The sequence below is a fragment of the Paenibacillus sp. 01T47 genome (assembly GCF_056398245.1).
Map to the genome: position 1 here is coordinate 135,728 of NZ_JBFTPA010000014.1, position 15,297 is coordinate 151,024.

Annotated in this window: 13 protein-coding genes; all 13 read right to left on the reverse strand. The window is 45.5% G+C overall.

Annotated elements, in window-relative coordinates; genetic code table 11:
- Positions 1-2: 2 nt before the first annotated feature.
- Complete coding sequence (locus AC1DOV_RS23910; protein ID WP_477551251.1) at positions 3-1,349, reverse strand: family 4 glycosyl hydrolase; 1,347 nt, start codon at positions 1,347-1,349, stop codon at positions 3-5.
- A gap of 49 nt (positions 1,350-1,398) precedes the next feature.
- Positions 1,399-2,178: an SDR family NAD(P)-dependent oxidoreductase gene (locus AC1DOV_RS23915; RefSeq protein WP_477551252.1), complete on the reverse strand. Its 780-nt coding sequence runs from the start codon at positions 2,176-2,178 to the stop codon at positions 1,399-1,401.
- A 36-nt stretch (positions 2,179-2,214) separates the two neighbouring features.
- Positions 2,215-3,045 (reverse strand): carbohydrate ABC transporter permease, encoded by an 831-nt coding sequence (locus AC1DOV_RS23920; protein ID WP_339205068.1) that lies wholly within the window; start codon positions 3,043-3,045, stop codon positions 2,215-2,217.
- Positions 3,046-3,054: 9 nt separating this feature from the next.
- A complete protein-coding gene (locus AC1DOV_RS23925; protein ID WP_083681827.1) occupies positions 3,055-3,921 on the reverse strand; it encodes a carbohydrate ABC transporter permease in 867 nt (288 codons plus the stop codon).
- A gap of 67 nt (positions 3,922-3,988) precedes the next feature.
- The gene (locus AC1DOV_RS23930; protein ID WP_477551253.1) at positions 3,989-5,314 is read right to left on the reverse strand and encodes an ABC transporter substrate-binding protein; all 1,326 of its coding nucleotides are present in this window, start codon (positions 5,312-5,314) and stop codon (positions 3,989-3,991) included.
- Between the two features lie 152 nt (positions 5,315-5,466).
- Positions 5,467-7,041, reverse strand: a complete 1,575-nt coding sequence (locus AC1DOV_RS23935) for a response regulator transcription factor (RefSeq protein WP_477551254.1) — start codon at positions 7,039-7,041, stop codon at positions 5,467-5,469.
- Positions 7,038-8,858 carry a cache domain-containing sensor histidine kinase gene (locus AC1DOV_RS23940; RefSeq protein WP_477509928.1) on the reverse strand — a complete coding sequence of 607 codons (1,821 nt, stop codon included), beginning with the start codon at positions 8,856-8,858 and terminating at the stop codon, positions 7,038-7,040. The genes AC1DOV_RS23935 and AC1DOV_RS23940 overlap by 4 nt, the downstream gene beginning before the upstream one ends.
- 283 nt (positions 8,859-9,141) lie before the next feature.
- Positions 9,142-11,022: a molecular chaperone HtpG gene (htpG, locus tag AC1DOV_RS23945; protein ID WP_477509929.1), complete on the reverse strand. Its 1,881-nt coding sequence runs from the start codon at positions 11,020-11,022 to the stop codon at positions 9,142-9,144.
- A gap of 265 nt (positions 11,023-11,287) precedes the next feature.
- Positions 11,288-12,346, reverse strand: coding sequence for a polysaccharide pyruvyl transferase family protein (locus AC1DOV_RS23950; protein WP_477551255.1), 1,059 nt, complete (start codon positions 12,344-12,346; stop codon positions 11,288-11,290).
- 16 nt (positions 12,347-12,362) lie between these two features.
- On the reverse strand, positions 12,363-13,484 hold the full coding sequence (locus tag AC1DOV_RS23955) for a glycosyltransferase (RefSeq protein ID WP_477551256.1): 1,122 nt from the start codon (positions 13,482-13,484) through the stop codon (positions 12,363-12,365).
- A gap of 6 nt (positions 13,485-13,490) precedes the next feature.
- Positions 13,491-14,183 (reverse strand): glycosyltransferase family 2 protein, encoded by a 693-nt coding sequence (locus AC1DOV_RS23960; RefSeq protein ID WP_477551257.1) that lies wholly within the window; start codon positions 14,181-14,183, stop codon positions 13,491-13,493.
- Complete coding sequence (locus AC1DOV_RS23965; RefSeq protein WP_477551258.1) at positions 14,159-15,034, reverse strand: glycosyltransferase family 2 protein; 876 nt, start codon at positions 15,032-15,034, stop codon at positions 14,159-14,161. The genes AC1DOV_RS23960 and AC1DOV_RS23965 overlap by 25 nt, the downstream gene beginning before the upstream one ends.
- Positions 15,018-15,218 (reverse strand): hypothetical protein, encoded by a 201-nt coding sequence (locus AC1DOV_RS23970; RefSeq protein ID WP_076267366.1) that lies wholly within the window; start codon positions 15,216-15,218, stop codon positions 15,018-15,020. Before AC1DOV_RS23970 ends, AC1DOV_RS23965 begins: the two co-directional genes overlap by 17 nt.
- Positions 15,219-15,297: the final 79 nt, after the last annotated feature.

Genomic DNA, 15,297 nt, shown 5'->3' on the forward strand with positions numbered 1-15,297 from the left:
CCTTAATTAAAGTGCTGTCTCATCGCAGCAAGGCTGGGCAGTTCAAGAATATCATCCAGCAGCGCACGAGCCTGTTTCTCGGAACGGGTCCACGGATCCATCATGATTAACTGGACAAGATCTTCAAGATTCCCGCTATCATAGGCCTGCAGCTCAATTTCCACCGGAGCGACACGATCGCGAAGCGCAAAGTTAATCAGAGACTTAGGCAAGCCTTTGGTCTTAATGCCTTGAACGCCGATTCCACTGACGTAACAAGGAATTTCCACCTGAAAATCGAGTGGGATGCCCGGCACGTAGTTGCTGTCATTCAATATATTAAGGATCATCACTCTAGGCACATCACATGCTATCGCTTCAATAAACGGAATCATCGGTTCCGACGAATGCACCGGCGGGAAATGATCCATAACTGCTTCTGTCGTATTTTCGGAAACCTTCCGAATCCTCTCAACACCAGCAGCGCCTCCTGCGAAGTAAAGGTCCCGCCACCAAGCCTCAGGGTCTTCCTTATAGAGATGCTCCGTTTCTTGATCCGCATGGTGCCAAGCCGGCCAAGAGCCTCCGCCCGGATTTCCCGTATCGCCAATTGGAAATACGCCAAATTTCTTATAGAGATCAAGCGCTTTGGGACCTAACCAGTCGCAAGTAGCGCAGTTCTCAATGTAAGCAGCCGATTTTTCTTCGATCCAACGATCCAAAATAGGAAATGCATTTTCCCCTTTGTATCGGAACTCGGTCAGCCAAATAAAGTGATTCACGCCTGGAATCTCATACGTAATATGATTCGGGTCGAGTCCAATGACCTCAGCCACAGCTTTTACCCCGTTAGAACCATGGCAGAAGCCTGCCAGCTTGGCCTGTGGATACTTGCGCTGCAAGTAGGTTACCCCCGCCATGACCGGATTGGACACGAGCATATACCAAGCGTCCGGACAAATCTCCAAAATATCCAGCATAACCGATTCCATGAGGCGCAGCTGATCGAAATTAATCCAGAAGCCTTCATCATGCATCACATGCAGGCTCCCGCCAAACCGATAACCGTGCTTCTGGGCTATATCCCATCCGTCCTTCAAGCGCTGATGGCCTCCGACCAGCGCAGCAAGCACGACGAAGTCGGCTCCGCGTAGCGATTCTCTACGATCCGTCGTCTTCTCCAGTACCAGATGGATATTAGCTTCTTTGGCGTAGCGTTCGCAAAGGGAATATGCGCTTTCCAATCTCTGCTCATCGATATCCATAAAGCTGACGACACTGCCTTCAAGAGAAGGCGTCAAGCAGATGTCCTTGATTAGGCTGAGGGAGAACATGGCAGATCCTGCTCCGATAATACTAATTTTAGCCATAGGTATAACCTCCATATGAGAGTGAATGATTTTGAATGAGGGCTTGTTATCAAATCGCAGCCGATGCTGCTCCGTCAATACTTAGATTAGAGCCGCTAACGACAACAGATTCGTCGGAGGCTAGGAATAACACGGCATACGCAACCTCGCGCGTCGTTGCCATTCTTCCGAGCGGCTGCTGCTGCTTGATGATGGGATACAATTTATCCATTCCGCCCATGCTTTCGGCAAGACGGACGTTCATATCCGTCTCCACCCAGCCTGGCGAAATCGAATTGCAGCGGATGCCCTTCTCGGTATAGGAGACGGCAATCTCTTTGGTTAAACCAATAATGCCTGCTTTGGAAGCAGAATAAGCGGTATAGCCAGGCTCCGTTAAGGAGGCCATAACTGAAGATGTATTAATGATGGAACCGCCATTTCTCTTGAGCATTTCGGGGATCGCCTTTTTACACATTAAGAACATCGACTTCAGGTTAACTTGAAGCACTTCGTCCCATGTTTCTTCCTCATAATCCAAAATATCGCCAACAGGCATAATGCCCGCATTGTTAAAAACGATATCAAGCCCGCCGTAAGCGTTGACCGCGCTTGCCACAGCATCTTCAGCCGTCTTCATCAGGCCCACGCTGCCGCATACGATCTCGCAGCTTCCGCCCATTTGGCGAATTTCGGCAGCTACCTCATTTAATTTCTCCTCGTTGATGTCGACCAGGATAAGACTCGCGCCTTCTTCAGCAAAGAGCAGCGCCGTTCCTTTACCGATTCCTGATGCCGCTCCTGTAATAATCGCTACCTTTGAAAAGAGGCGTCCTTGCTTCGTACTCATGTGATGACATCCTTTCCTATCCTCATTCGATATCGTTTATTTAACAGCTCCAATAACCAACCCTTTACGAATATAGCTTTGAAAAATAATATAAATCGCAATGGGCGGCAGCGAAGCAAGCAACAGCCCTGACAATAACAGCGGGTAGTCTGAGCTGAACCGGTTTAGCACAGTCGCCACCGCAACGGTTACGGTCTTTAAGCCATCCGATTGCAAATAGATGAGCGGGGTTAACAAATCGTTCCACCAGTTCGTCGCATTAAAGATAGATACTGTGACCACACCCGGCAAGCTCATGGGCAAAATCACTTTGAACATCGCCTGATGATATTTGGCACCGTCTATTTTTATCGCTTCGAGCACTTCATCGGGCATGGCTCTCATTAGTGAAGTGAGTAAGAAGACCGTGCTCGGAATAGCCGAGACAGACCAGATAGTCACCACGGATATGATATGGTCAGTCCAGCCGATCTTTGACATCAACAAATAGTTTGGAATGATAAAAGTAATACCCGGTATGGTCATCGTAGCGATCATAATAATATAAAACCCGTTGCGGTATTTGAATTTTAATTTGGCAAAAGCATAGGCTGCCGGAATAGACAAGGCTAGGGAAGCAACTAAGCTAAGTCCCACATAGACGAGCGTATTGCCAAACAACCGAACAAGAGAGAAGCGATAAATGAGTGCGATGAAGTTATCAAAATACCACGTTTTCGGAAGACCCATCGGATGTTTGATATATTCTATCGTCGGCTTCATACTGCTGATAGCCATGTAGAACAACGGATACATCGCCATGAAGGCAATGACAGCGAGCACGATAAAAATCAGAAATCTAACCATTCTTCTAGAGGCTGTTTTCATAATGTCCTCCTATTGCTCCAAGCGCTTGGATATTTTCAACTGAATCCAGGTAATGAACATAACAATGAAGAACAAGAATACCGAAAGCGCGCTCGCATAGCCCATATTTCCGCTTCGGAAAGCTTGAATATAAATCATATAATCGATCGGTGTTGTCTCGTAACCGGGCCCGCCGCCTGTGATCGAATAAACAAGGCCAAACAGCCCGACAAATACGTAAATAACATTGACGATCGTAAAGTAAAATATCGCTGGATATAACGACGGTATGACGATGTACATTAATCGCTGACGCCAATTGGCTCCGTCTATTTTGGCCGCATCAAACAATTCATTGGAGATCGAAGATAGCCCCGATAAAAAAATGAGCGTTCCTTGGCCTAGCGTCTGCCAGTAAAAACATAGAATCAAGATCATAAATTCGGTCGGCACCGTATTCAGCCAATCCGTCGTAAACGCGCCAAGTCCGGCATTTTCCAGAAGCGTATTCACGATCCCTTTATTCGTAAACATGGATTTTGCCAAAAAACCGATAACGACCGAGGAGAGGATAGCCGGCAAGTAATACACCGAACGAAACAAGCGCCACCCCGGAACCTCCTCATGCAGCAGAACCGACACCGTAAGCGATATGAACAAGATGCCAGGTACCGATAGTAAAAAGATCAGATTGTTACGCAGCATAAGCGGCAAATCGCCATTACTGAGGATCGTCTTAAAATTATCCCAGCCAACAAACGTAGAAGTGACTCCATCCCATTCCGTAAAGCTATGAAAAAACGTGTTAAACATGGGATAACCTACGAATACAGCTAGTAACAGAAAAGCCGGCAGCAAGGAGAACAAACCTACCCATCGTTCTTGCTTGAGACCCATCCTTCTATTCCTCCTTGCCTTTTGGTAGAAGCGACCTCCTTTCCTATGAAGGCCGCTCCTTAACCGCCTATTTATTTTTTAGAAGCGAATCGCGTTTCTGGTCGATTTTTTTCATAAATTCCTCTGCTGTCATTTTCCCGCTGGAAACCAGGGATTGCAGCGACATCATCTCGCTTGTCAGCTCCGCTGGGTAAACATTGTCCGGCCAGAAAATAGTGCTTGGTTCATTGGCCATATCCTGCATCGTTTTCACTAGCGGATCGGATACGTACTCGTTCACATCCACATCGTTGACGACTGTAATACGTGCTTCGCCCGATTTGATTTTGTTGATTTGCTCTTCCTTACTCATCAGGAATTTGACGAAATCAGCCGTTTCTTTCTTGTGCTCTGAGTAGTTCGTCACCACAAACGCAGCGCCCACCCCGCCAGGACCGCCATCGTGGATTTTGACATCCTCGCTGAAGTCTGGAATTTTCATAAAGCCGACCTTGTCGCCCATCTCCTTGCTGAAGTTCAAGATGTCCGCATTTGCTCCAACCGTCATGCCGAGCTGCTCTTGAATAAACAGTTGTCGAACTGAATCATCGGCAATGACCAAGTTTTTCTCGAACAGTTCGCGCCAGCCCTTCATGACATTCACCAGCTTAGGATCGGAGAAATTGGTTGTGCCTTTGACCAAGCTGTCCAGGCCCGGAATATCCACCGTTTGAGCAATCCAATAGTCCGGTACATGAAGGAAGCTGTCTTTAAATAAACCAAGCGGTGTAATATCCTTCGTCTTCACTTTCTCCAGCATAGCTACAAATTGTTGAAAATTTTTCGGGCGCTGGGCAATGGGATCGATTCCGGCATCCGCAAAAATTTTCTTGTTATACGCTAGAAGAAAAGTTCCGTCTGTCCCAAATGGAACGCCATAGGCTTTGCCATCGGCCGTAAAGTCTTCCGTTGTTGCGCTCCATCCAACGATTCTGGATCTTTCTTCACCTGAAAAGTAACTATCCATCGGCTCTAAAAATTGCTTAAACCGAAGCATATAGGAACCTGACCAGAGTACCGTTAAATCAGGACCGTTCTTGGCAATGCTGGCCGTTTGGAATTTAGCAAACAGCTCATCTCCGGATGGAACATCCTGCACATCAATCTTCACATTGGGATTGGCCTTCTCATATCGGGCAACAGCCTGAGAAATGTAGAAGTCTTCTTTTTTCTTCGCTTTGTTATTTTCATCAATGGTCGCAAACCCTGAATTCCAGAAAACAATGTTGACTTTCTCCTGTCCTTCTCCACCTGTAGAAGCGCTTTCATTTTCATTCTTGGAACATGCAGAAAGCGACATTGTAACTAGCATCATTAAAGCTATACTTAAAACAGACCATCTTCTCATTCTCATGGAAACCTTCCTTCTTTCGTTAGTTGATGTCTTGCTTCCTAGTATAGAAGCTTTCCATAAGCAGATGAATCTCCTAAGCCAACCATTTGATTTATCACTTTATATCCGAAGAGGATACCATTTATCATTTTTCAAGCCGCAGTTAACATCTTTTAATTCTTTTCAGCATCTGCATAGTGTGAGGGTGCAATCCCCTTAATTTTCTTAAACATGCGGGTAAACGAGCTTAAGTTTAGGTAGCCCAGCTTGTCCGAAACCTCAGTTAAGGTCATTCCGCTGCGGATCATCGTTTCGGCCTGCTCCACCTTGGCTGTCAAAACAGCGGTGCTGAAAGAAATCCCTTTCTCTTCCTTATATATTCTGCTGAGATATACAGGGCTTACTTTAAGATGCATCGCGATGGCATTTAAACTAATTTCATCAAACCTGTGCTCTTGAATAAACATTTCGGTGGCTTCAACAAACTTCTTTCTTTCATGACCGTTCTTCTCTTTGAATGCCGGTTCTTGCAGCACATGGATAGCGTTGTATAACAAATGCACCGCTTGCGTTAATGAAACGCAGTCCAGCAGCTCAGATCTTTGGAAATAAGTCTCCGATGGACGCCGTCCCGACATTTCGCAGATTTGTTTCAGTTGAAATAAAATATCCTCCAGTACATTGTGCAGCAGGTTTGGTTTGGGATATGGCGGGCCGACGACCTGCTTGAGGTTTGCAAGCAGATCTCCTGCCTGCTCGTATTGAAAGCTGGACAGTTTGTTCATTATCGCCTTTTTCCAAATAAACACGGCATCGGAAAGCGTTGCTTCAGGCAGCTCGCCCTGAAACAGGTGGTCATTTTCACAAAAATATTTGAGGCTTAGCAGGTCGCTAGCAAAACGATCATACACGGTCCACTCCCGCCAGTCTGTAAACCTTTTACTCACAGCAATGGATAGAGTATGGCCCATATACTGCGAAACCGAGTCGATCAACAGCTTCGGGTCGATATCCGAGCTATTCGTGCTGCTTACCAATACATGCCATCGGTTATCATTTATGTTTTCCACGAACCCAATTAGCCTGCTGCGGTAAAGTTCAACAGCCATATGGTCAATCGAATGGCCTATTTTAACGATTTCTTGAGAAGTTAATTTGGATTCATCCTGAGAAGGATCTAACGCCACAACCCATGCCTCATATTCTCCCTTTTGCAGAAAATATTTATACTCTCCCAGCTTCTCGGCAAACGCTTCTGTCTCTTCACTGTTATACAAGCCGTGCAGCCAATCTCTTAATAAGCTGGCTTTACGAACGAATCTTGAACCCGCTTCCGGCGTCCCTTCCTCCTGAAAATGATGCTCCAGCAGCTTGGCTTTCATCTTGGCTGTCAGTTGCTTCAAAATGAGCTGAAGCTCCTCAATTTCCATTGTGGATTTTACAATAAAGTCATGAACGCCCAGGCGCAGCGATTTGCGAACCGTTTCGAAATCTTGGTTGCAGGTCAAAATAACAAATTCCCCGTCAGGATTTAAAGGCTTTACCTTCTCAATAAAATCAAGCCCATTCATTCTGGGAAGCAAAATATCCACAAGTGCGATGTCCGGCAGAAATCTCTCGTACAACTCAACAGCTTCAACTCCGTCTCTGGCTTCGCAGACGACCTCCAGCCCCATCTCAGACCAAGGAATTAATGATTTGATCCCCATTCTAACTAGCATATCGTCTTCAATAATCATCACTTTCATTCCGAATCTCCTCCATTATGATCGATATAGGGAAAGGTAAGCGTTACGTTCGTCCCTTTACCCACTACACTTCGAATTTCGATGCCATACCTCTCGCCATACTCCAGCTGCAAGCGACGATGCACATTTTTAAGCCCGATCCCCGAGGTTCGTTCCTCATCCTCGTACTCATTGGAATCCGTTATCAGCATACCGGCAATGGAGCCTTCTTCAATTCCGACTCCGTTATCTATAACCTCCACCCGTACCTGCTCCGCTTCCATCGCGCAAGTAATTGTCAGCTGTGGCGTAATTCCATCAAGATTAGTAAATCCATGCATGATTGCATTCTCGACAATCGGCTGCAGCGTCAGCTTCAATATTCTTGCACCCTGCACCTCATGCGGCACATCCCATATCGTTTCAATTTTGATGAACATCCGTTTTTCCTGAAACGCAATATAGCTTTTGACATAATCCATTTCCTCGCCGACCGTGCTCCATATGGTTCTTGATTTGCTTAGTGTATAGTTCAGCATGCTGCTTAAATTAACAAGGGTCTGGGCAATCATCTTCTCGCCCTTCATTTCCGCCATCCAACGGATCGAATTAATCGAATTATGCAGGAAATGAGGCTTGATCTGGGACAGCAAGAGATTGAGCTCCAGGCTCGACTTTTCCCGTTCATCCGTTTTAATTCGCTCAATCTGTTCATTAATCCGGCTTAGCATTTGCTGAATGCCCGAGAATAAAATTTCGATTTCCTCCAAGCCTTTGTATTGGAAATTTCCAATGACATCCTGCCCCTGCCCAGCATCATTAAAGCGTATTTTCCGAACCATCCTCGATAAATTCAGCACAGGTATCATCGCTTTTCTTGTGAATATATACAGGATAAGTGAAATCAAAAGAATGGACGACACGGTTACCGTGAGCGTATGGCTCCACAATTGCTTAGTGGGACTTGCCAAAAGCTCTTCCGGCGTTAGCGCAATTAAATACCATCTTAAGAAGGGAATGTTTTGGATGGAGCAAAAGTAGCTTTGGCCGTTCCACTGAATCAGAAAGCTTTCATATCCCCCACCGTCCACCTTCGCCTTCGATATCGCCTGTCTGGATAGCTCCTTCAGGCGGTCGTCATCATCTTCGCTAGAAATGAGCAATTCGCCGTCTTCCTGACTTATGAATGCAAGGGTTGAGCTGTTCAGTTGAATTTTGCGCAGCAGCCGCTGAAATAAGCTCTCGTTGACCTCTACGTTTAAGAGGCCTAGCACCGAATTGCCTTGTACAATATTTTTAGTGAAATAAAAAGCGTTCTGCCCCTCCGAGAGATCGTGAAAGTTGGGGCCCACATTGCGATACATGACGTTATTATCATAAGGTATCCTCTCCGAAGGCCAATTAAACTGCTGCACGACTTGCTTCAACCGCTCAACCTCGGTATCATGCAAAACGTTATTGCTGAATACTTCCCCTTGATCGTTAATAATTTGTACGTATAAGGGCACTCTTAACCGATACGCAGCAGTGAACGACTTCAGCCGGTCTCTGACCGCCTGTTCATTTATGGGAGCGTTATTATTTCGACTTAACAGCCTCTGTAATTCCTGATCCTGCGACAAGGTGCGAATATAATCCTCGATATGGTTCACATAAAAGTCCAAGCTGATGGAGAGCGACTCCATATTGCTCGAAACCGATTTGTCGTATAACGTTTCCACTTGCTTAACCGCTCCTTTGCCCAACATATAACCTTGGATAAGAACCGGAACAATAATAATACACATGAGCAGCAAAATAAGCGTAATTAAGTTTAGCCGGCGTTTTATCCGTATCATCTATAAACCCTCCTCTGCGGCTTCACATTGATTCATGCAATGAATATTGTTTATTTATTTGTTTATTTATTTGTTTCTGCATTCTTATTCAATTATTTCTTATCTTGTAGTGCTATTATATCCGGAATAATAATCAATACCATGATTTATTATATTTTGCGCAAGCACACCACGCGCCTCGTGTAATTTTATCGGTAGCTATGATCAGCATCCATAATTGTTCTGTCGTAGAAAAAAAGCCCGTACGGGAATGACCCCGTACGGGCTTTTTACGCTTGCTCTATTAAACCATTACTTTGCAAATATCGTTCGTAAACGCAACTGGATCTTGAATTGGCAAACCTTCGATAAGAAGAGCCTGGTTGTAAAGTAGGCTTGTATAAAGAGCCAGCTTCACTTTATCCTGCCCAGCAGCATCCTTCAACGATTGGAAAATTTCATGGTTCACGTTAATTTCGAGCACCTTGTCTGCTTTTACATCTTGGTTGTTCGGCATCGAATTCAATATTTTTTCCATTTCAATCGTTACTTCGCCTTCAGTAGATAAGCACACAGGGTGTGTTTTAAGGCGTTTTGAAGCTTTTACGCTTTTTACTTTATCGTTAAGAATTTCTTTCATCTGCTCGAAAAGCTCTTTATTGGCATCCTGCTCTTCGGCCGTTTCCTTGTCCTTCTCGTCCTCTTCAATACCAAGATCGCCGCTTGATACCGACTTGAATTCCTTATCCTTATACTTCGCAACCATCTTGATGGCAAATTCATCAATATCGTCCGTGAAGTACAAGATTTCAAAGCCTTTATCCGTTACCAGCTCGGTTTGCGGAAGTCTATCAATTCGCTCAATAGATTCACCGGAAGCATAATAAATGTACTTTTGATCCTCGCTCATTCTTGACACATACTCGTCCAGTGTAACTAGCTTCTTCTCTTTCGAGGAGTGGAACATAAGCAGGTCTTGCAGCACTTCTTTGTTCACGCCGTAATCGTTATATACGCCGAATTTCAGCTGTCTGCCGAATGCTTTGTAGAATGACTCATACTTCTCTCTGTCATCCTTCAATATGCCAAGCAGCGCGCTCTTGATCTTGCTGTTGATGTTCTTCGCAATCAGCTTCAGCTGACGGTCATGCTGCAGCATTTCACGAGAAATGTTGAGCGATAGATCCTCCGAATCAACCATACCTTTAACGAAGCTGAAATAATCAGGCAGCAGGTCTGAGCATTTATCCATAATTAGAACGCCATTTGAATAAAGCTCCAGCCCCTTCTCATATTCTTTTGTATAATAATCGAAAGGTGTGCTCTCCGGAATATACAAAATCGCATTGTACACAACAGCGCCATCCGCACTAATATGAAGATGCTTGATCGGTTTGTCGAAGCCGTAACGTTTTTCAAAATAAAACTGATCATAATCTTCCGATGTCAGCTCATTTTTGTTTTTACGCCAGATCGGCACCATGCTGTTAACGGTTTGCTCTTCTTGATATTCCTCAAACTCGTTTTCTGCATCTGCTTTAGGCCGTTGGCCCTTCACATCCATCTTAATTGGGTAGCGAATGAAATCAGAATATTTTTTGATGATCGACTTCAAACGGTACTCTTCCAAGTACTCATCGTATTGATCATCTTCGGTATTTTCCTTAATATTAAGTACAATTTCCGTACCAACGGAGTCCTTCTCGCATGACTCAATCGTGTAGCCGTCGGCGCCAGTTGATTCCCATTTGAACGCCTCATCGCTGCCAAGAGCTTTGGTCACAACGGTAACCACATCCGCCACCATAAATGCAGAGTAGAAGCCCACCCCGAATTGGCCGATAATGTTATGTCCATCCTTAAGCTCATTTTCCTTCTTAAAGGCAAAAGATCCGCTCTTCGCAATAACGCCAAGGTTATTCTCCAGCTCTTCCTTCGTCATGCCAATCCCTGTATCGGTGATCGTTAATGTTCGGTTTGCCTTGTCGGCAACGACTTTAACATAATAATCCTCTTTGTTAAATACCATTTGGTCGTCAGTTAGCGCTCTGTAATATAGCTTGTCGATCGCATCGCTGGCATTCGAGATAAGCTCTCTCAAAAAAATCTCGCGCTGCGTATAAATGGAATTAATCATCATTTCCAGCAATCGTTTCGATTCTGCTTTGAACTGTTTTTTGGACATGGATAGATCCCCTTTCCATTCATCAATAATTAGTAAGCCTAAAGGTAACGCAACAGGAAGGCTTGTTCAACGTTTATTAAACCGCTACCTTATATTTTAGCACTCAAACTCTTTGAGTGCCAATCCTTCTTTTTATATATCATAAACTATTTTTCGATGTCAACCTTCTTCCTATAATATCCATCCTTTGTCTATTAAAAAAAGAGCTGCCCCGAAAGTTAATAAACCTTCGGGCAGCTCCTCTTACGCTGTTGCAGCTATTTCCTTAAAACAGTTCTTCTTGAAATGGCTTTTTCAGCAGCTCGCGATAACGGCTCTGATGCGAATAAAACTTTTCGCGAATCATATCCGTTTCTTTTTCAATTTTGGCTACTCTGTCCAGAATGCTTTTGCCAAGTGCCGTATCGCCGGTGGAGAGCACATAATCCTGAAGATCCACCGAGCAGCCAAAGTCTATGCATTTGAATCGATATCCAAGGCTTACGAACGGTACCCCTGCCGCTGCTGACAGGTAACTAGCATGCAATTTGAAATTGACCGTCAGCGCATAGGACTTAAGCTTCTCCATCAAATCCTCATGATGGTACAGCTCCAAATCAAGATCCACATTCGTCTGGTTTCCCAGCTTCGCATACAGACGCTTGCAAGCTTCTCTATCAGGACCCCAAACGGAGAAAATATTGACGCGATAACCCTGCGATATTAATATACGCAGCGCCTCTACCAATTGCTGCTCTACCTTTTCCTCGTTGCCGCCGAAAATTCGATTATAAGCAGTTCCCCAGTTCACACCAATCGTTCTGCTAGCCTGCCCATTCTTGCGTGGCGACGGTGCAGGCAGTAGAAATGCCGGGTCACCGCTTATGATCGCCTGCTCCATTCGGACGCCAGAATCCTCGAGAAACTGATAGGACAACGGACCTCGGACGCCGCAATACTTTGACATCTTCACTAGCTCAGCTAATTTCTCATTCGTTGCTAGGTTCTCACCGGTGTAGGCCAAATGGGCTGCGACCTTCCCCGAGGCATCAATTACAGGAAACTCCTGTCTATCATGACCGCTGCCCCAAATCATTACTTTTTTATGGTTCCGAGCCGCTTGGTAAGCAACATCGATATAACCTGGAATGAGCAGCGAGCCGCCGCCGAGCACGACAACATCATACGGACCCGAATTCCGAATATCTACGCCCGGTATTGACGGAATGACATCATATTTTTTCTCAGGCAGATAAGCTCTACACAAGTCGCGAAACAATAACCACATTAACTCATCACCAACATTGTTAAACCCTAACCAGCCTACATACAAAATTCTTTTCATTCCGTACCGCCCTTCATTAAATCTCCCCAATTGCTGAACGATACACGCTCATCATTTGATCAATGGATTGATCGATATGAAACTCACGTTCCACCCACCGTCTTCCCTCTATTCCATTAGCGCGCAGCCCCTCCAGCCTGCGGCATCCATCTGCAATCTCGCTTGCAAACAAATAACGGGAATAAGCAGCAGACGAACCGTGGTCTCCAAAATAGTTAAGCCAAGCCTGCTCATAATTACCCCGCTCCACCCAGCCAAAATAGCCATGGTTGCCAATGGCAAGCACTGGCTTCTCGCAAGCCATTGCCTCCAGCGCAACGCGTCCTGTACCGACAACGATATCTGAAGCATTGTAATACTCTCGCATTTGCGATTGTTTCCCAACCATATGAATGAAGCGTCTTCCGCTTTCTGCCTGAATAAATTCCGCAAGTTCTGAAATTGCATTATATTTAGGGCCATCCCCGACAACAACAAGCTCAAGCTTATCCCACCCATAACGATAAAGATCCTTCATCGCCCGCAGCAGGACATCACATGCTGTTGCCTTTCCCCAAGCCAAGCGGCTAGCATACATAAGTACAATTGCATCTTCAGAAATACCTAAGTCTGAGCGAAGCTTTGCGCCGCTGGATGGATAAAACTCCGCTAGATCGATGCCATTCGGGACAACGATAGACGGAAAGCCAAACCGCGTGATGTAGCTTTGAAGAGGAGCACTTACACATATGACCGATTCCGAGTAAACAAGCAGCGATTTTAGAGCAGTTTGCGGATAATAGGTGCCATGAACGGTAAATATAGACGGAATTCCTAATAGATTAGCTGCCTTTGCCGTAAATAGACCTGATGGAGTCTGATGCACATGAACGCAATCCACTTTCTCGCTTCGCATAATTTCCTGCAGCCTAACGATTCGCTCCGTTTGAACTGACGCTCCAGCTGGCTGGAATTCAAACAAATATACATGGCACCCGGCATCCTCAAACCGAAACCTCATAGGGCCGTCCGCGGCAATTATACCCACTCTTTGACCTATTTTTATTAGTGCTTTTGCTAGACTTAATACATGTGTTTCCGTACCACCGGCATCCATACTGTCCAGAGCCATTAAGACGGATAACGGCGAACCTGCCATTTCACCTCACTCCTTTTTCGCATAAAAAGCCAATGAACGTTGGCTCGCATGCAGACGATAGTAATAAAGAATTTCAGGAATATTTTCAATACGAGCTTTGTTATTCAAAAATTTAACGATGAACTCATAATCCTCCGCCCCGACAATTCGTCGGCTCAATCCGCCAATTTGGTCAAAAGCATCGCCGCGAAACATGATCGTCCCATGGCAAACAGAGTGACCGCCGTTACGGTAAACATCATGAATATCATCACCGAACCGCAGCCATTTTTCCTGAACATACTGCCTCTTCTCGGCCTCATCAAAGCTAGCGTAGCTCGTTCCTACCAGTGCAACCTCTGCATGGCTTTGGAGATACGCTACTTGTTTCTCTAAACGCTGCGGATGAGAGAAATCATCCGCATCTTGTACCGCGATATATTGTCCGCGAGCGTGGAAGAAACCCGTCGTAACAGCTCCAGAAAACCCAATATTTCTAGGAAGTCTAACGAGTACGATAGATTCTGTGCCCGCTACTCCGTTCGCTTCGCACCAAGCCTCGATAACATCCAGCGACCTATCGGTCGATGCGTCATCTACAATGATGATTTCTTTATTCAAATACGTTTGACTCATCAAGCTGTCCAAACATTCAATGAGATATGCTGCACGATTATAATTTGCAATAACGATACTTACTTTTCCAAATTCCCGCTGCACCCTATCTCTCCTTTCTTGCCCTCTCTCCTGTGAATGGCATGCAGAGCCTCAAAATGATCCCCTATTATTTGCATCGTTGCAATGGAATGGTCTCCTCCGGCATTGCTGTGTTTGCTCGGACGATAACGGTTTAAGCGATCAACTTCTACGCAGTGAACAGCCTTGACGGTTAACCCACCGAGCAGTCCCAGCGCATAAGCCTTCGGCGGACATAATAAATTGGACCAATGAATAACATTAAGCGCCCGCCTATTCAGCGCGAATGGAACATGCACGAGTGAAGCATTCGCCAGATCCTCGCGGCCAACTGCCATATTCAGTGCTATTTTCAGCGTTGTCACGGCACTCCAAGGCATGCGCATGCCGAGGTGGTGATCCAGCTTATTGACAGCCAGATCACATTCGCTTAGCAGCGCATTAGGAAAAGGAGCAAGCTCCTTCCAAGGGATATGAAAATCACCATCCACAAACAGCAGCGCATCGCAAGTGGCTGCATATGCGCCAATAGCTCTGCCAACATCCGTTCCGAGAGGCTCCTGAAAAACGATAACCGACGCGCCAAGCTCTCTAGCAATACTCTCTGTACGATCATTGCAGCCATTAACAACTACGATAATTTCAGCTGGCGACAGCAATATTATTTCTTGGATGACACGTCCTATTGTCCGCTCCTCATTTTGAGCGGGTATAATCACTGACAAGCGCTGGTGAACCCCGCGCCGATTGCCTGTTTGGGAGAAATCTCTTCCTTTTCGTAAAGGAGGCAGCACATCCTTATCCGCGGTCAATCGCTCGACATAGTCACGCCTTCTTCCATCATCCGTACAGCCATTCCTATAAAATCCGGACATATTCGATGACCCGTAAACGTATCAACACATCTTCCGTCCCACCGTATCCAGGTACACTCAAGGTTCGAACCACAATGTATGAGAAGCCTACCGTCAGCAGCACACCCGCAACCACATCCCCATTAGAGAGAATAACTTCTACATCTCTCCCTAGGTACGTGCGCAGCTTAAAATAAAATGACACATAATCAACTCCTACCGTTTGATACCCTCATCCTATTCGCTAGATTAATAGTGAGAACGGCATACGACTATTTTGAAAA